Source organism: Sulfitobacter sp. W027 (assembly GCF_025143985.1).
In the GTDB taxonomy this organism is placed as follows: domain Bacteria; phylum Pseudomonadota; class Alphaproteobacteria; order Rhodobacterales; family Rhodobacteraceae; genus Sulfitobacter.
Window position 1 is genome coordinate 913,105 of the sequence record NZ_CP083564.1, and the last position, 17,386, is coordinate 930,490.

Below are 17,386 nucleotides of genomic sequence, written 5' to 3' on the forward strand. Positions count from 1 at the left end.
GCGCGTCCCTCGGGGCGCGCCTTTTGCTTGTCCATTTTCAGCGCTTGCGAAACCAAAGTACGAAGGGCAGGGCCACCAGATACATGGTGATCCCATAGACCGCCGAGGGCAGAGCATAGGCGCTGAACCCTGATGTTTGACCCGAGATCAAAGCGGCGAGGGTGATGCCCAGAGTGGCGTTCTGGATGCCCACCTCAATCGAGATCGTCTTGCGCGTCTGCCACGCCAGTCCTGCGGCCCCGGCGATGCCAAGCCCCAGCAGCATCAATGCCGCGTTCAGGCTGATAAGCGCAGGCCCTAGGCTGGCGAGGTTCTCGGTGAAGAGCCGCCAGTTCCCGGCAAGGGCAGCCAGCACAATCACCGCAAAAAGCAGCGCGGCGAGGGCCGATAGGCCCGGCTCAATTCGCGCGGCGAGGGTTGGAGCGCCATGGCGCAGCAGCAGCCCAAGCGCGACCGGCAGGGTGGTGATCAAGAACATCGCCAAGGCGAGTGCGGCGACCGAGACATCCGGCGCAGCGTCGCCCATGAGATGCCGCACGGCGATGGCGGTAAAGATCGGCACGGTCAGGATGCTCAGGAGCGAGACGACCGCCGTTAATGTCACCGAGAGCGCCACATCGCCCCGGGCAAATTTGCTGACCATGTTTGAGGTCACGCCGCCGGGACAAAAAGACAGGATCATCAGCCCCACCGCCAGCTCTCCGCTGAGGCCAAAAGCCGTGGCCACGGCCCAAGCGGCGGCGGGCACCAGCACCACTTGGCACAGCGCGCCCAACCCGAAGGCGCGCGGGTATTTTGCGACGCGGGTGAAGTCTTGGACCGTAAGGCCGACCCCCAGCGACAGCATGATGATCGCCAAAGACAGCGGCAGTACGACGTTGATTAGAATATCCATTTGTCCCCCCTAAAGCTGAAATCAGCCTAGGGGCGGCAAATGTGATCTGGCAAGCCTGACGCGCGCTGGAGGCGCAACGTCAGAGTGGCCAGAAGACGAGGATCGCGGGGATCGACACGGCGACCACGATGATCTCAAGCGGCAGCCCCATGCGCCAATAGTCGCCAAAGGAATAGCCGCCGGGGCCGAGGATCAGCGTGTTGTTTTTATGTCCAATCGGCGTGAGGAAGGCCGAGGAGGCCGCCACCGCCACCGCCATCAGGAAGGGGTCTGGGGAGACCCCTAGGGACTGCGCCATCTGAATGCCAACAGGTGCGGCGACGATGGTTGTCGCCGTGTTGTTCAGCACATCCGAGAGCGACATGGTCACCACCATCAGCACCGTCAGCACGACCCAAGCGGGCAGCCCTTCGGTCAATCCGACAAGTGCGCCCGCAATCAGCTCGGTCCCGCCTGAGGTTTCCAGCGCCGCCCCCAGCGGGATCATCGACCCCAAAAGCACGATCACCGGCCATTCGATATGCGTGTAAAGCTCTGACAATGGCACAATTTTGGCCAGCACATAGCCAACCACGACAATCCCAAGCGCGATGGGCAGATAGATCAGTCCAAAGGAGGCCGCTGCCACCGCCCCGGCGAACATACCGATGGCGAGCCACGTCTTGCTGTCTTGGGTGACGGCAAGGCCACGGTCGGCCAGCGGCAGCACGCCCAGCCAGTCGGTGACATGGGCAACCGTATCGCGCGGGACCAGCAGTAGGAGAATGTCACCGGGCTTCAGCTCGGTCGTGCGCAATTGCGAGGTGATCTTGCGGCCTTGCCGAGACAGACCCAGAAGCACCGTGCGCTGACGCCACGAGAGGCCCACCGCCTGCGCCGTGCGACCGTTGAGGCGCGAGGCTTCGGTCACCACGACCTCGACAATTTCGACCCCGTCGCCATCGGCCAGCAGCAGGTCTTCGCGCTCACTGTCCGCCAACGCGAGGTTCAGGGTGCTGCGGAATTCATCCAAAGCGTCGGGCGTGGCCTCCAACACCAGCGCGTCCCCGGCTTGCAGCACCGCATTACGCGCGGTGCCATAGCGCCTCTTGCCATCCCGCATCAGCCCAAGGATCGCCACATCGGCCTTATGTGCTTCTTCCTGTAGTTCTGCCAAACGCTTGCCGATCTGTTTGTTGCCCTCGGGCACGGTCAGCTCGGCGATATATTCCGCGATATCCTCAGCCTCGATCATGGCGTCTTCGCGGGCGGGGATCAAACGCCAGCCGATCAGCGCCACGAAGATCAGCCCGGCGATGGCCGCCAGACCGCCCACCGGGGCAAAATCGAACATCTTGAACGGCGCGCCCAGCGATTCCTGCCGGATTGACGCGATGATGATATTGGGGGGTGTGCCGATCAGCGTGGCCATGCCGCCAAGGATGGTGGCAAAGCTCAGCGGCATCAGGCTCAGCCCAGGCGCGCGGCCCGCTTTTCGGGCGGTTTGGATGTCCACCGGCATCAGCAAAGCCAAGGCCGCTACGTTGTTCATGAAGGCCGAGAGCACCCCACCTACAGCGCCCATAATGGAGATATGCGCCCCAAGCGAGCGCGAGCTGTCCACCAACGTCCGGGTGATCAACATCACCGCGCCCGAGCGCACCAGCCCGGCAGAGACCACCAGTACCAGTGCCACGATCAACGTCGCCGGGTGGCCAAAGCCGTCAAAGGCGTTCTTGGTCGGCACCACCCCCAGCACCACCCCGGCCATCAGCGCCGCAAAGGCCACGATGTCATAACGAAAGCGGCCCCAGAGCAGCAGGCCAAAGACCGCGCCGAAGAGGGTGAAAAGAATAATCTGATCTGTGGTCATATATACGGTCTAACGTGGTTGCCTCATCGGCGGAAAGCTAAGCACAGGCCGGGTGGCTTGTTCCAGCGGTGATGCTGGCATATAGAGTGGCGCAAACGCATTGCCAGAACGAGGTATTCATGGCCGGTCACTCCAAATGGGCAAACATCCAGCATCGCAAGGGCCGTCAGGACAAGCTGCGCGCCAAGGTGTTTTCCAAACTCTCCAAGGAAATCACCATCGCGGCCAAGATGGGCGATCCCGACCCGGAAAAGAACCCGCGTCTGCGCATGGCCGTGAAAGAGGCCAAGGGCCAGTCCATGCCCAAGGACAACATCGAACGCGCCATCAAGAAAGCGATCGGCGGCGAGGGCGAGGATTACGAGGAAATCCGCTATGAGGGCTATGGGCCGAATGGCGTGGCGGTGATTGTCGAGGCGATGACCGACAACCGCAACCGCACCGCCTCGACCGTGCGTTCGACCTTCACCAAGAACGGCGGCAATCTGGGCGAGACGGGTTCGGTCGGCTTTATGTTCGAGCGTAAGGGCGAGGTGATCTACCCGGCTTCCGTCGGCGACGCGGACACTGTGATGATGGCGGCGATCGAGGCCGGGGCTGAGGATGTGGAAAGCTCTGAAGACGGCCACGTCATTTATTGCGCCGACACCGATCTCAACGAAGTCTCGACCGCGCTCGAGGCCGAATTGGGCGAGTCGGAATCGACCAAACTGATCTGGCGTCCGGTCACGACGACAGAGATGGATCTTGAGAACATGGAAAAGCTGATGAAGCTGGTCGATGCGCTTGAGGAAGACGACGATGTGCAGCGCGTCACCACCAACTTTGAGGCTTCCGACGAGGTTATGGCGCAGCTTTAACGCGCCTCTTGCACCAGCGCCTCGCGCGCCGCGGCCCGAATGGAGGCGGTGAGCAGGGCGAGCGCGGGCGCCATGATCCGCGCGACCTGCCAATAGAGCGGCACATCCAGCGGCAGAGCCTCGTCGAATGAGACGAGGCGGCCCATCTCCATATCCTCAGCCACCAGAGGGGCAGGGTTCATGCCCCATCCCAAGCCTTCGCGCGCCGCCGCCACGAAGCCGTGACTTGAGGGCAGGTGGTGGCTGGGCGGGGTCAGTCGCTGCCCGGTCTTTTGCATCAGCCAACGCCCCTGCAGTTGGTCCTTTCGGTTAAAGGTCAGCATCGGCGCACGCGCCAGTGCCTCGGCGGTCATGCCATCTGCAAACCAGCTTTCCACATAGGCGGGGCTTGCCGTCGCATGGTATCGCAGCGCACCCAAAGCCAGCACATCGCAGCCCGGTGCCGCGCGGGCTTGTCCTGTCACCGCCGCGCTGACCTCTCCCCGGCGCAGCCAATCTGCCGAGGTGTCTTGATCGTCAATCATCAGATCAAAAAGCATCTCGGGCACTTGAGCCAACGCCGGGATAAGCCATGTCGCCAATACATCCGCAGGCACCGCCAGCCGCAGCCGGGGTGGGGCGGTGGTATCACTGGCGCCCAAAGCCTGCGCTTCCAGCAGGGCAACATCTTCGGCGTGTTTGGCGAGACGCTGGCCCATCGGTGTGCCGGTGCAGGGCTGACCGCGCAAGACCAACGTCGCGCCGACGCGGTCTTCCAAAGCCTTCACCCGCTGCGAAATCGCCGAGGGGGTCACCCCAAGCGCCGCCGCCGCTGCATCAAAGCTCCCAAGCCGTAGGATTTGCGCCAGAGCAGTAAGCTGGGCGCTATCAAGCTGCATAAGTTTTTCTAATCCCGACGTAGACTATTGAATTTGAGTAATCTGGACAACAAGGCTAGGCAAGTGCAACCTAAGACAGGACGCCCTAATGCTGACCTCCTTCCTCCCCGGCTTTGCGCTGAGCCTCACCCTCATCATGGCCATCGGCGCACAGAACGCCTTTGTGCTGCGCCAAGGGCTGCGGCGCGAGCATGTCTTAGCGGTGGTTCTGGTATGCGCCACCTCGGATGCGATTCTGATCACGGCGGGCGTGGCGGGTTTCGGCGCGCTGGCCGAAGCGGCACCGTGGTTCGGCCCCTTGATGCGCTACGGCGGCGCGGCCTTCCTGCTGTGGTACGGCTGGCGCAATGCGGTGTCAGCTTGGCAGGGCGGGGAGGCGCTGGAGACCGAAGGGCAATCCACCCGGAGCTCGGGCAAGGCGATCCTGACCTTACTGGCGCTGACATGGCTAAACCCGCATGTCTATCTTGATACATTAGTGCTGCTTGGGTCGATCTCGGCGCAATATCCCGACCGTCTGAGCTTTGGCATCGGCGCAGCGCTGGCGAGCTTTGTGTTCTTCTTCGCGCTTGGTTATGGCGCGCGGCTTCTTGCGCCGCTCTTCGCCAAACCGCGCAGTTGGCAGGTTTTGGACGCGGTGATTGCCGTAACCATGTGGGCAATTGCGATCAAATTGGTTGCGATGTGAATAAATTGCCGCGGTGATCTTGCCCTTGCCCGCACTTTGGGAAAGGGTCGCGGCATGACACAAAACCCGGCCACCACCCCCGACATCCCCGTTCCCACCAATCGCCCGCTTGTCGGAGTGTTTTGGATGCTGGTCACGGGGGCTTGTTTTATCGGCGTGACCGCGCTGGTGAAATATATGGGGCCGCGCTTGCCTTCGGCAGAGGCCGCCTTTCTGCGCTATGCCATGGGGCTGGTTTTCATCTTGCCGATGCTGCGCTCGCTGCTGGCCACGCCGGTCAGTGGGCGGCAATGGGGGCTGTTCGGTCTGCGCGGGTTCTTCCACGCGGGCGGGGTGATCTTGTGGTTCTACGCCATGACGCGCCTGCCGATTGCTGAGGTGACGGCGATGAACTACCTCGCGCCGATCTATGTCACCGTCGGCGCTGCGCTCTTTCTGGGCGAAAAGCTCGCGGCGCGGCGCATCGTGGCGGTCTGTCTGGGGCTGGCGGGGGCGGCGATCATCCTGCGGCCCGGCTTTCGCGAAGTCTCAACCGGGCATCTGGCGATGCTGCTGGCGGCGGTGGTTTTCGCAGGCTCCTACCTTTTGGCCAAAGTGCTGGCGGATGAGGCGCGGCCTGTGATGATCGTCACCATGCTGTCGATCTTCGTGACCATTGGCCTTGCGCCCTTCGCCTTCACCGTCTGGATCACGCCCACTGTGCAGGAATTGCTGATCCTCGCCGGCGTCGCCTTTTTCGCCACGGCGGGGCATTTCACCATGACGCTGGCCTTTGCCGCGGCCCCCGTGACGGTGACGCAGCCGGTGACTTTCCTGCAATTGATTTGGGCCACGATCCTTGGCGTCGTGGTCTTTGCCGAGCCGGTCGACATCTGGGTGGTGCTGGGCGGCGCGGTGATCTTGGGCTCGGTCACCTTTATTACTTGGCGCGAAGCGATGCTGAAACGGCAGGTCACGCCGCCCGCTCACGCCACGAAATTCTGACGGAGGCGGTGGTCTCTGGTAACTTGATTGACGAGTCAATAAAGATTCCCCTATCCTGAGGCGGTCAACACTGCCCCAAGGACCCGAATCCAATGCCCAAAGTCGGAATGGAACCCATTCGCCGCTCTGCGCTGGTCAAAGCCACCATCGCCGAGATCGGCGAAGCTCAGTCGCTGGATGTGACGGTGAGCCAGATCGCCAAGCGGGCGGGCATGTCGAGCGCGCTGGCGCATCACTATTTCGGCGGCAAGAATCAGATCTTCCTCGCCGCGATGCGTCATATCCTGTCGGAATATGCCGCCGGGGTGCGCGAACGGCTAGCCACGGCCCGCACGCCGCATGACAGGGCAGCGGCGATCATCGTCGCCAGTTTCGACGACACCGGCTTTCACCCCGGCACGATCAGCGCATGGATGACACTCTACGCCCATGCCCGCACCAATCCCGAAACGCGGCGGCTGCTGACGGCTTATCAAAGCCGCCTGCGCTCCAACCTCACCCATGCGCTGCGCCCGATCAGCCCTCAACCCGAAGGTGACGCCGACACATTGGCGGCGCTGATTGATGGGCTCTATCTGCGCGCCGCGCTGTCGGACAATGTCAGCGCTGCCGAAGCCATGACCCGCGCGCTCTATACCCTCGACCTGCTGCTGAAAGCGGGCCGCTGAACACGGCGGAGAAGGGCGGCATTGCCGCGCTCCGCCTCCTCGAACACTCCGCCCCTCAGGCAAGAAAGTATCTTTGATGTCCTATGATCCCCAACCCACAGCCAGCCATTTCATCGACGGCGCCTATGTCGAAGACACGAACGGCACGCCGATCCCGGTGATCTATCCCGCCACGGGCGAGACGATCGCAACGGTCTATGCCGCGACGCCTGCAATCGTCGAGCAGGCCATCACATCGGCCCGTAAAGCCCAAGCCGGATGGGCTGCGATGAGCGGGACTGAGCGGGGGCGCGTGCTGCGCCGCGCCGCTGACATGATCCGCGACCGCAACCATGATCTGTCGGTGCTCGAGACCTATGACACCGGCAAACCCTATCAAGAAACCTCTGTCGCCGATGCCACCAGCGGAGCCGACGCGCTGGAGTATTTCGGCGGTCTGGCGGGCAGCCTGACGGGCGAGCATATCCAATTGGGCGAAGACTGGGTCTATACCCGCCGCGAGGCGCTTGGCCTTTGCGTTGGCATCGGCGCGTGGAACTACCCGACCCAGATCGCCTGCTGGAAAGCCGCGCCCGCGCTGGCCTGCGGCAATGCGATGATCTTTAAACCGTCTGAGACCACGCCGCTTTGTGCGTTGAAGGTGGCTGAAATTCTGGTCGAGGCCGGACTGCCTGCGGGCCTGTTCAACGTGGTGCAGGGCATGGGCGAAGTGGGCCGGTCGCTGGTGACTGATCCGCGTGTTGATAAGGTCTCACTGACCGGATCGGTGCCGACGGGCCGCAAGGTCTATGCGGCAGCGGCTGAGGGCATCAAACATGTGACCATGGAACTAGGCGGCAAGTCCCCCATGATCGTCTTTGAAGATGCCAACATCGAGAACGCGGTAAGCGGCGCGATTTTGGGCAACTTCTACAGTTCCGGGCAGATTTGCTCAAACGGCACGCGGGTCTTTGTGCACCGCGACATTAAGGAAGCGTTTCTCGCCCGCCTCGCCGAACGGCTGGGCAATGCGGTGATCGGCGATCCGATGGACCCCGACACCAGCTTTGGCCCGATGGTCAGCGAACGGCAAATGCAGATCGCGCTGGACTATGTGGCGAAGGGCGAGGCCGAGGGCGCGCGTCTGGTCTATGGTGGCCAGCGGATCGAACGCGAGGGTTTTTACATGCGGCCCACCGTCTTTGCCGATGTCAAAGACGACATGTTAATCGCCCGCGAAGAGATTTTCGGCCCCGTCATGGCGGTCTTGGATTTCGCGGATGAGGCCGAGGTCATGGCCCGCGCCAATGCCACCGAGTATGGCCTCGCTGCGGGGGTCTTTACCAATGACCTCAGCCGCGCGCACCGGGTTGCGGCCGGGTTTGAGGCGGGCACCTGCTACATCAACACTTATAATGATGCGCCGGTCGAAGCGCCTTTTGGGGGCATGAAAAACTCCGGTGTCGGGCGCGAGAACTCCAAGGCGGCGATCAACCACTACAGCCAGTTGAAGTCGGTCTATGTGCGCATGGGCGATGTCGAAGCGCCGTTCTGAACGCCGAAAATGAGCGGGCAGCGCGGGCCGGTTCGCCGGGCGCTGCCCCGTACCCGTACGGACCCACGGAAGGTGAAGAGAATGGAAGCTGAATTTGTCATCGTTGGCGCGGGCTCCGCGGGCTGCGCCATGGCCTACCGTCTGGCCGAGGCAGGCCGCAAGGTCACGATCATCGAACACGGCGGGAGCGACGCGGGACCCTTCATCCAGATGCCCGCCGCGCTCAGCTATCCAATGAACATGCCGCGCTACGACTGGGGCTACAAATCCGAGCCGGAGCCGCATTTGAACGGGCGAGAGCTGGTCTGCCCGCGCGGCAAGGTGATCGGCGGCTCGTCTTCGATCAACGGAATGGTCTATGTGCGCGGCCACGCCAAGGATTTCGACCATTGGGAAGAGAGCGGCGCGCAGGGTTGGTCCTATGCGGACGTGCTGCCCTACTACAAGCGCATGGAGACATGGCACGAGAACGGCCACGGCGGCGATGCAGCCTGGCGCGGCACGGATGGGCCGCTGCATGTCAGCCGTGGGCCACGGGCCAATCCGCTGTTTGATGCCTTTGTGCAGGCGGGTGCGCAGGCGGGCTATCAGGTGACCGAGGATTACAATGGCGAGAAGCAAGAGGGCTTTGGCCCGATGGAGCAGACCGTCTGGAATGGGCGGCGCTGGTCGGCGGCGAATGCCTACCTGCGGCCTGCTCAGAAAACCGGAAACGTGACGCTGATCCGCGCTTTGGCACAGCGGGTGGTGATTGAGGACGGGCGCGCCGTGGGCGTTGAGGTCAAGCGTGGCGCGGCCACCGAGGTCATCCGTGCGCAGCGCGAAGTGGTGCTGGCCGCGTCGTCGATCAACTCACCCAAACTGCTGATGCTGTCGGGCATTGGCCCGGCGGCGCATCTGGCGGACCATGGCATCGACGTAGTCGCCGACCGCCCCGGCGTGGGGCAGAACCTGCAAGACCATCTGGAGCTCTATATTCAGATGGCCTCAAGCCAGCCGATCACGCTTTATAAGCATTGGAACTTGCTGTCGAAGGCGGTGATCGGGGCGCAGTGGCTCTTTACCAAGACCGGCATGGGCGCGTCGAACCAGTTTGAATCCGCGGCCTTCATCCGCTCGAAACCCGGCGTGGAATACCCTGATATTCAATACCATTTCCTCCCCATCGCGGTGCGCTATGACGGGCAAGCGGCGGCCGAAGGACATGGCTTTCAAGCCCATACCGGGCCGATGCGCTCCAAATCGCGGGGCGACATTACCCTGCGCTCGGCGGACCCGGCCGAGGCGCCGCGCATCCGCTTCAACTATATGTCTCATCCTGACGATTGGGAGGAATTCCGCACCTGCATCCGCCTCACGCGCGAGATCTTCGGGCAGGAAGCGTTCAAGCCCTTCGTGAAGCATGAAATTCAGCCCGGGGCCGCGCTTCAGTCGGATGCGGAGCTTAATAGTTTCATCGCTGAACATGCGGAAAGCGCCTATCACCCCTGTGGCACCTGCCGCATGGGCGCAGCGGATGATCCAGGCGCGGTGGTCGACCCGCAGGCGCGGGTGATTGGGGTTGAGGGGCTGCGGGTGGCCGATAGTTCGATCTTTCCGCGCATCACCAATGGCAACCTAAATGCGCCGTCGATCATGGTGGGGGAAAAGGTCTCGGACCTGCTTTTGGGGCGCGATCCTTTGCCACGCGCGAATGAGGAGCCTTGGTTACACCCCAATTGGCAGGTGGCGCAGCGATAGCTGTTAACCTCTCTTAATTTAGCGGCTTGAAGGCAACGGGGCAGGGCGTCATACCTGCCCCATGTTAAGGATTTGTTCACTTTTCACCCTCAGTCTGGCGCTGAGCTTCGGGGCTGTTCCTGCCGATGCGCAGACTGTCTCGGGCGTGGTGCGGGTGATCGATGGGGATACCATTGATCTCAACGGCACGCGCATCCGTCTGCATGGCATTGATGCGCTTGAGGCGAGCCAGACTTGCGAAACGGCCACGGGGCAGCCATGGGCCTGTGGCGATTGGACAACGAGGGAGGTGCGCGAAAGATATCAAGGCGCTAAAGCTGAATGTGAGGCGCTGGACCGCGACCGCTATGATCGCATCGTCGCGCGCTGCCAAGTGGGTGGCGTCGACGTGGGGCAGACGCTGGTGCGTGACGGGCTGGCATTCGCCTATCGTAAGTATTCGATGGACTATGATCTGGATGAAAAGGCCGCATTCGTCGCGGAACGTGGCATTCATGGGTTCAAGACGATCTCTCCCGCACGCTATCGCGTGACCCGCCGCAGCGGGACAGAGCCCACGCGGCCCAAGGGAAGTTGCCAGATCAAGGGCAATATCAGTGCCAAGGGAACCAAGATTTATCATATGCCGGGGCAGGACTTTTACACCCGCACGCGGATCAATACCCGCAAGGGCGAAAGATGGTTCTGTAGCGAAGCCGAAGCGCGGGGTGCGGGCTGGCGACCTGCGCGGCGCTAGTCATTCGACCCGATAGGGCAACACATCACGCAGGTGGGGATCAACAACAAGCTGCCGCTCCAGAGGCGGAACAGAGCGTTGATGGCAGTCCCGCCGTTCACAAATTCGGCAGGAAATGCCAATCGGCTCAAAAGCATCGCTGCGGGTAACGTCCATCCCATCGGCATAGACCAGCGCTGCCGCATGGCGCACTTCGCAGCCCAGCGAAATCGCGTAGCGCCGCACCGGCGCGCCAAAGCGTCCGGCCGGTTTCGAAATATCCCGCGCCAGACTGATATAGCGCACCCCATCCGGCGTCTCGGCCAGTTGCCGCAGGAACCTGCCCGGCGTCTCAAAGGCGCGGTGAACATTCCATAACGGGCAGGCTCCGCCAAAACGGGCAAATTGCAGACGTGTCGCGGAATGGCGTTTGGTGATCGTGCCCGCCTGATCGACCCGCACAAAGAAGAAGGGCACCCCCTTGGCGCCGGGCCTTTGCATCGTCGAGAGCCGATGCGCCACTTGTTCGATCGAGGCACCGAAATGTCCGGCCAGCACCTCAAGATCATGGCGACAGTCCTGCGCCTTTTGCAAAAACCGTCCATAAGGCAACAATGCCGCACCGGCAAAGTAGTTCGCCAGCCCTATCTTGGCGATATCCCGCGCGGCTGCACTATGGAACCGGGCTAGATCAAGCGTCGCTTCCAGCAGCGCGTCCTGCTGGGTCAGCGCCACTTGCAATAGGATTTGAAAGGTCTGCGTCTCAGGCGCTGCGCGGGCAGAGAGATGCAGCGTTTTACTTGTTGGATCATAGGCACGCAGACGGTCGTCGTCCTTAAATACCACCGTCACCCCGGCGCGGTCGAGCGCATCTATAGCGGTTATGCGGGTATCGCTGCCTGAGCCTTCACGGGTGGCAAAATGCTCGGCCGCGCGGTCAACTGCATCGATGTAGTTGTCGCAATAGTGAAAGAAGTCGCGCACCTCCTCCCAGGGGGAAGGCGTGGCGCGGGCGTCCTCGCGGCCCAGTGCTTCGTCCAATGATGCCAGCCGCTCGTGCACCTGCCGATAGCTTTGATGCAAAGCAAGGAAGGCATGCGCCAACCCCGGCGCATTGGAGGCCGTGAGGCGCAGATCGGCCATCGGGGGTGCCTTTCCGGCAAAGATCGGATCGGCCAACGCCTCACGCAGATCGCTCACCAGCCGCTCCCCGTCGCCGCTGGAAAGCTCGGTCACATCCAGCCTGAACTCCGACGCCAAGGCCAGCACGACATTGGTGCTGACGGGCCGGTTGTTGTTTTCCATCTGGTTGAGATAAGGCAAGGAGACGCCCAGCCGGGCGGCGAAGTCCTTCTGGGTCAGCCCCGCGCGTGTCCGGGTCTCACGCAGTTTCACACCGGCATAGAGTTTCTGGATCGCCATCTGGGCACCTTTGCAACTTTGCAGTCAGGCGCAGCGTAGCTTTGCAAACTCTTCCTAGCAAGCCCGAGGCGGGGTGCAGGTTAAAGTCCCAGGGCTTTCTCGCGCCGGATCACAACCCATATGGAGGCGACCGAGGCGATGGCCGTCAGCAGCATAAGCCACAACAGCGGATAGGCCCCGGTTTCCGGGGTGAGCAGGGCGCCTGCCAGCGCGCTCAGCGCCGCACCACCGACGATCATGATCGCCCCGCCAAGACCAGAGGCCGTGCCCGCCAGATGCGGGCGCACCGACAGCATCCCGGCAGTGGCATTTGGAATGCACAGCCCGTTCCCCAACCCCACAAGGGTCATCAGCCCGAAAAAGCTGAGCGGGGAGCCATAGCCCGCAAGGAAAATCAGCAGCGACACCGTGCCGCCCACCGCGTTGGAAATGCAGCCCCAGAGCACAAGCGTATTCACGCCAAAGCGGGTCGCAGTGCGCGCGGTGATGAAGTTGCCGATGAAATAGCCAATCGCGGGCGCGCCGAAATAGAGGCCCAGCACCGCAGGCTCCATCCCGAAAACGACGGTTCCAACGAAGGGTGCGCCGCCGAGATAGGCGAAGAAGGCGCCCGAGCAAAAGCCCGTCGCAAGCGCATAGCCCCAAAAGCGTGGAGAGCGGAGCAACTCCGGGTACTCGCCAAATTGCTGCGCCAGTGACTTGCCGCTGGCACGGGCGGTCTCACCCAAATCAGCCCAGGCCACCCAGAACACCAAGCCGCCGAGGATTAGCATCGCCCAGAATGACGCCTGCCAGCCAAAGCCCTGCTCCAACAGGCCCCCCAAAGCCGGGCTGATCATCGGCACCAGCGCCATGCCCATGGTGACATAGCCGATCATGGAGGCCGATTCTTCCTGAGTATAGAGGTCGCGGATCACCGCGCGGCTCAGCACCATGCCTGTGGCGATCACGGCCTGCGCCATGCGAAAGACCAAAAACACAGCGATGTTCGGAGCCAACAAGCAGCCCACCGTGGCGGCAAGGAACAGGCCCAGCCCCCAAAGCATCACGCGCCGCCGCCCGAGGTTGTCCGAAATCGGCCCGATGAAAATCTGCAATATGCCGCTGAAGAACAGGTAGAGCGGCACAGAAAGCTGGATCACTGCATAATCCGTGCCAAAATGCTCTGCCATCTTCGGCAGGCTGGGCAGGAAGATGTTCATCACCATGGCCGAAAGCCCGGCCAGCAGGATCAGCGTGGAAATGTGGGGTGGGGTTGTCCGATTTAAATATCGGACCCGGGGGATATCGCTCATGCAAATGCAAGTAGTCTGGGGCATGGGAAATGTCCATGTTAACTAGATTGATTTGCAACTTTTCATTTTGCGCAACGCTAGCTGTATTAGTTTTGCAAATTTGCAAAATTGCTCTTTGGTCACCTGCGGTCCTCCGATAGAATGCTCGAAATCACATTAGGGGTGCGTCATGAAAGACATTCTCGAACAACTGGAGCGGCGCCGTGAAGATGCGCGTTTGGGCGGCGGTCAGGCACGGATCGATGCGCAGCATGGCCGCGGAAAGCTGACCGCGCGGGAGCGTGTCGATCTGCTGCTCGACGAAGGCTCGTTCGAGGAGTTCGACATGTTCGTCACCCACCGCTGCACCGATTTCGGCATGCAAGATCAAAAACCTGCGGGCGATGGTGTGGTTACGGGCTGGGGCACGATCAACGGTCGCCTCGTCTATGTATTCAGTCAGGATTTTACAGTTTTCGGCGGCTCCCTGTCGGAAACCCACGCCCAGAAAATCTGCAAGATCATGGACATGGCGGTGCAGAACGGCGCGCCCGTGATCGGCATCAACGATTCCGGCGGGGCGCGCATCCAAGAGGGGGTGGCAAGCCTTGCTGGCTATGCCGAAGTCTTCCAACGTAACATCGAAGCCTCCGGCGTGATCCCGCAGATCAGCGTTATCATGGGCCCCTGCGCGGGCGGCGCGGTCTATTCCCCGGCGATGACCGATTTCATCTTCATGGTCAAAGACAGCTCCTACATGTTCGTGACCGGCCCCGACGTGGTGAAAACCGTCACTAATGAGGTCGTCACTGCCGAGGAACTGGGTGGCGCCACGACCCACACACGCAAATCCTCCGTCGCTGACGGGGCCTTCGAGAACGATGTGGAGGCACTGGCCGAGGTGCGCCGTCTCGTCGATTTGTTGCCCGCCAACAATCGCGAGAAGCCCCCGGTTCGTCCCTTCTTCGACGACCCCAACCGGATCGAACCCTCGCTCGACACGCTGGTGCCGGCCAACGCCAACACACCCTACGACATGAAGGAATTGATCCTGAAGCTGGCGGATGAAGGCGATTTTTATGAAATCCAAGAGGAATTCGCCAAGAACATCATCACCGGTTTCATCCGCCTTGAAGGCCGTACCGTCGGCGTGGTCGCCAACCAGCCGATGGTGCTGGCCGGATGCCTCGACATCGACAGCTCGCGCAAAGCGGCGCGTTTCGTGCGCTTCTGCGATGCTTTCGAGATTCCAATTCTGACCCTTGTGGACGTGCCCGGCTTCCTGCCCGGCACCGGTCAGGAGTTCGGCGGCGTCATCAAGCACGGTGCGAAACTGCTGTTCGCCTATGGCGAAGCGACCGTGCCGATGGTCACTGTGATCACACGCAAGGCCTATGGCGGCGCCTATGACGTGATGGCCTCCAAACATCTTCGCTCGGATTTTAACTACGCATGGCCCACCGCTGAAGTCGCCGTGATGGGGGCCAAGGGCGCGACAGAGATCATCCACCGCAAAGACTTGAACGACCCTGAGAAAATCGCCCAGCACACAAAGGATTATGAAGACCGTTTCGCCAATCCTTTCGTCGCCGCCGAACGGGGCTTCATCGATGAGGTGATCCAGCCGCGCTCTACCCGCAAACGGGTCGCCCGCGCCTTTGCCTCCCTGCGCAATAAAAAAGTGCAGACCCCGTGGAAAAAACACGACAACATCCCGCTCTGAGCACCATCATGCAGCTTCATCCTTTCTTAAATACCGATCCCACGGGGGCCGCGCGCGGAACCCCCGGCGGGCTGGGTGGTTTCCTCTGCAAAGGAGGATCTGACCGTGCCGAACGCATCCATCAAGGACGAAAAGACCTACAAGTCCCTGCGCGAGGACGGGGCGAGCAAGGAGAAAGCCGCCCGGATCGCCAATGCGCAGGCCAACGACAGACAGCATCCCAGCAAGAAGGGGGGCAAGCAGCCGTCCTACGAGGATTGGACCAAGGACGCGCTTTACGACCGGGCGCAGGAACTTGGGATCGAGGGACGCTCGGACATGGACAAGGACGCGCTGATCGACGCCCTGCGCAGCCACTAGGCGCGCGATTCACCCGCGCCGCCTTGCCAGCCGCGCTGATTTTTGCGCTGGCGACGCCAGCTTTGGCCATCGACGTGCCCTCGGGGCAGGTCATCGATCTGCAAGAAGTGCTGGTCGAGGATATGGGCGAAGAGACTTGGCTGCGCTTTCGTTTCATTGCGCCCCAGATCGCCGAAGGCCCGGATGCCATTGCCTATGATTTGGCCGCGCCCGATATGGAACACCTCTGCGCGGCTGTCGCACTGCCCTATATGATTGAACATGCGCTCGTGGGGCAGGTGATAGTTGTCTCCTTGGCCGACCGTGCGGTGGAGTTTGGCGCAGCCGACCCTGAAGCCACCCAGTATTTCGAAGCTTTTCGCGCTCAAAACGACACCTGTATTTGGGAAGGTTTGTGATGGGCACGCCATATCTTGCAAGAATCCGCCGATCCCCCATTTGGAATGATGCTTTGGAGTCACAGCGCCACCGATTGCGCTTGCAACCATATCCATTGCCATGTGAATCGCATATGATGCAGTCAAGGAATACCCACGTATCCCTTGCCTCAGAACCCGGGCTTGGTCGGCATGATGTCGCACCAGGTTCCACTAACATTAATAGGAGATTTACATGTCCAAGAGCATCAAATTGCTGGCAGCTATCGGTTTCGTCGCAGCTGTTTCGGCCTGCGCACAGCAAGAAGAAGAATTCGTTGTTGTCGAGCCCGCGCCCATCTCGGTTGAGCCCGTCTACACCGGCAAGTACAAGTAATGCCGTTGCAGGGCAGGCGTCCACGCCTGCCCTGATCCCTAACACCCCTGCAATCGGGAGGGGTGTCTGATGCCCGCCTATATGTTAAAGCACCGCGGGTTCCCCGGGCGTCTGCCTGGCACCGATTTTCAATTCACCATTCGCCGCCCGAACCCCAAAGGGGTCACGCCGATCACACGGCGTGAGCGTCGCCCTGACCGCCGGGCGCCAGACCGTCGCGCTGACACCGCTTTTGTCAAAGCCCTTTGGGAAGCCTTTGGCGAGCATCCTTTCGAGCGTGGCAATCTCGATGCGGGCCGGCTGTCTTGGCTATTTGGCCGCGAGGTACTGCCCGCAACCGATCCGTTTGATCCCGCCGATTACGAAGCGTTGCTGGTGCTCGACGTCGCCGCTGCGCGGGCTGCCTTCCCCGAAGCATTCGAGGGTTGATCGGCATGTTGTCGCCGCGTCTCGCCGTAAATCAGCACAGCTTTGCCGAAGTCAGGCCGCCGTTCACCGCGCGCTTGGCGCGGGTGCGGGTTTGGGGCAGGTTTGCGGTGCTTGGCGGCGCATTATTTGTCCTACGTGCCACCAGACATGAAGACCATACCCCTTCCCCTGTCGGGCAGCGGACGTGCCGATCGGCACCGCTGCCCGACTTTTTGAATGCGTGGTCTTTTAAACACAGGGCATCAGGCAGAAAATCTGACCGGGAACCCGCCAATAGGCGGGGCGTTGGTCGGACAGTAGACAGCAGTGAAGGAACAGGCACATGTCAATCCGTAACATCATTCTCGCGCTTGGCGCGACAGCCGGGCTTGCCGCATGTGGCGACAACATCGGTGAACAAACCCTTGGCGGCGCAGCCGTCGGCGCAGGCGCCGCAGCGGTCACAAGCGGCTCGCTTTTGCAAGGTGCAGCCATCGGCGCCGCAGCCAACGTCGGCTATTGCCAGCTCAACCCCGGCAAATGTAACTAGCCAATTCGCCGCTCTGCCCACCCTCCGTGCGGGCAGGGCGGCTCTGCCCACCATCTTTACCTCTATAGGCAACGCGCAGCCC

General features: G+C 61.7%; 18 protein-coding genes. 13 read left to right on the forward strand and 5 right to left on the reverse strand.

Translation table 11 applies throughout. The features are described from left to right. Positions 1-37: 37 nt before the first annotated feature. Complete coding sequence (locus K3759_RS04560; RefSeq protein ID WP_259984524.1) at positions 38-895, reverse strand: bile acid:sodium symporter family protein; 858 nt, start codon at positions 893-895, stop codon at positions 38-40. Between the two features lie 79 nt (positions 896-974). Next, positions 975-2,747, reverse strand: coding sequence for an SLC13 family permease (locus K3759_RS04565; protein WP_259984525.1), 1,773 nt, complete (start codon positions 2,745-2,747; stop codon positions 975-977). 119 nt (positions 2,748-2,866) lie between these two features. Here K3759_RS04565 and K3759_RS04570 point away from each other — a divergent pair, with 119 nt between their 5' ends. Then, positions 2,867-3,607, forward strand: coding sequence for a YebC/PmpR family DNA-binding transcriptional regulator (locus K3759_RS04570; protein ID WP_093926813.1), 741 nt, complete (start codon positions 2,867-2,869; stop codon positions 3,605-3,607). Here K3759_RS04570 and K3759_RS04575 read toward each other — a convergent pair. Beyond that, positions 3,604-4,485 carry a LysR family transcriptional regulator ArgP gene (locus K3759_RS04575; RefSeq protein WP_259984526.1) on the reverse strand — a complete coding sequence of 294 codons (882 nt, stop codon included), beginning with the start codon at positions 4,483-4,485 and terminating at the stop codon, positions 3,604-3,606. The two genes, K3759_RS04570 and K3759_RS04575, sit on opposite strands and share 4 nt — an antisense overlap. A gap of 88 nt (positions 4,486-4,573) precedes the next feature. On the opposite strand from K3759_RS04575, the gene K3759_RS04580 reads away from it, so the two are divergent. The 6 genes from K3759_RS04580 (at position 4,574) to K3759_RS04605 (ending at position 10,835) form a co-directional block, all read left to right on the forward strand. Then, positions 4,574-5,173, forward strand: a complete 600-nt coding sequence (locus tag K3759_RS04580) for a LysE/ArgO family amino acid transporter (RefSeq protein WP_259984527.1) — start codon at positions 4,574-4,576, stop codon at positions 5,171-5,173. A 54-nt stretch (positions 5,174-5,227) separates the two neighbouring features. Continuing rightward, entirely contained in the window at positions 5,228-6,157 is a 930-nt protein-coding gene (locus tag K3759_RS04585) for a DMT family transporter (RefSeq protein ID WP_259984528.1), read from the forward strand. A 92-nt stretch (positions 6,158-6,249) separates the two neighbouring features. Beyond that, the gene (betI, locus tag K3759_RS04590; protein WP_093926810.1) at positions 6,250-6,825 is read left to right on the forward strand and encodes a choline-responsive transcriptional repressor BetI; all 576 of its coding nucleotides are present in this window, start codon (positions 6,250-6,252) and stop codon (positions 6,823-6,825) included. A gap of 76 nt (positions 6,826-6,901) precedes the next feature. Beyond that, complete coding sequence (gene betB, locus K3759_RS04595; RefSeq protein WP_259984529.1) at positions 6,902-8,359, forward strand: betaine-aldehyde dehydrogenase; 1,458 nt, start codon at positions 6,902-6,904, stop codon at positions 8,357-8,359. An 81-nt stretch (positions 8,360-8,440) separates the two neighbouring features. Then, positions 8,441-10,099 (forward strand): choline dehydrogenase, encoded by a 1,659-nt coding sequence (gene betA / locus K3759_RS04600; protein WP_259984530.1) that lies wholly within the window; start codon positions 8,441-8,443, stop codon positions 10,097-10,099. Positions 10,100-10,160: 61 nt separating this feature from the next. Next, complete coding sequence (locus K3759_RS04605; RefSeq protein WP_259984531.1) at positions 10,161-10,835, forward strand: thermonuclease family protein; 675 nt, start codon at positions 10,161-10,163, stop codon at positions 10,833-10,835. On the opposite strand, the gene K3759_RS04610 is transcribed toward K3759_RS04605, so the two are convergent. Both K3759_RS04610 and K3759_RS04615 read right to left on the reverse strand, forming a co-directional pair. Further along, positions 10,836-12,236, reverse strand: coding sequence for a short-chain fatty acyl-CoA regulator family protein (locus tag K3759_RS04610; RefSeq protein ID WP_259984532.1), 1,401 nt, complete (start codon positions 12,234-12,236; stop codon positions 10,836-10,838). Between the two features lie 80 nt (positions 12,237-12,316). Beyond that, positions 12,317-13,531 carry a multidrug effflux MFS transporter gene (locus K3759_RS04615; protein ID WP_259985563.1) on the reverse strand — a complete coding sequence of 405 codons (1,215 nt, stop codon included), beginning with the start codon at positions 13,529-13,531 and terminating at the stop codon, positions 12,317-12,319. 169 nt (positions 13,532-13,700) lie between these two features. Between K3759_RS04615 and K3759_RS04620 the strand changes: the two genes are divergently transcribed. From K3759_RS04620 to K3759_RS04645, 6 genes are all read left to right on the forward strand, one after another. Continuing rightward, positions 13,701-15,233 carry an acyl-CoA carboxylase subunit beta gene (locus K3759_RS04620; protein WP_259984533.1) on the forward strand — a complete coding sequence of 511 codons (1,533 nt, stop codon included), beginning with the start codon at positions 13,701-13,703 and terminating at the stop codon, positions 15,231-15,233. 105 nt (positions 15,234-15,338) lie between these two features. Next, positions 15,339-15,593 (forward strand): Rho termination factor, encoded by a 255-nt coding sequence (locus K3759_RS04625; RefSeq protein ID WP_259984534.1) that lies wholly within the window; start codon positions 15,339-15,341, stop codon positions 15,591-15,593. A gap of 23 nt (positions 15,594-15,616) precedes the next feature. Beyond that, on the forward strand, positions 15,617-15,991 hold the full coding sequence (locus K3759_RS04630; RefSeq protein WP_259984535.1) for a DUF6497 family protein: 375 nt from the start codon (positions 15,617-15,619) through the stop codon (positions 15,989-15,991). Between the two features lie 214 nt (positions 15,992-16,205). Beyond that, a complete protein-coding gene (locus K3759_RS04635; RefSeq protein ID WP_259984536.1) occupies positions 16,206-16,346 on the forward strand; it encodes a hypothetical protein in 141 nt (46 codons plus the stop codon). A gap of 81 nt (positions 16,347-16,427) precedes the next feature. Continuing rightward, entirely contained in the window at positions 16,428-16,775 is a 348-nt protein-coding gene (locus K3759_RS04640; protein WP_067630248.1) for a hypothetical protein, read from the forward strand. A gap of 322 nt (positions 16,776-17,097) precedes the next feature. After that, the gene (locus K3759_RS04645) at positions 17,098-17,304 is read left to right on the forward strand and encodes a hypothetical protein (RefSeq protein WP_259984537.1); all 207 of its coding nucleotides are present in this window, start codon (positions 17,098-17,100) and stop codon (positions 17,302-17,304) included. The last annotated feature ends 82 nt before the right edge of the window (positions 17,305-17,386 follow it).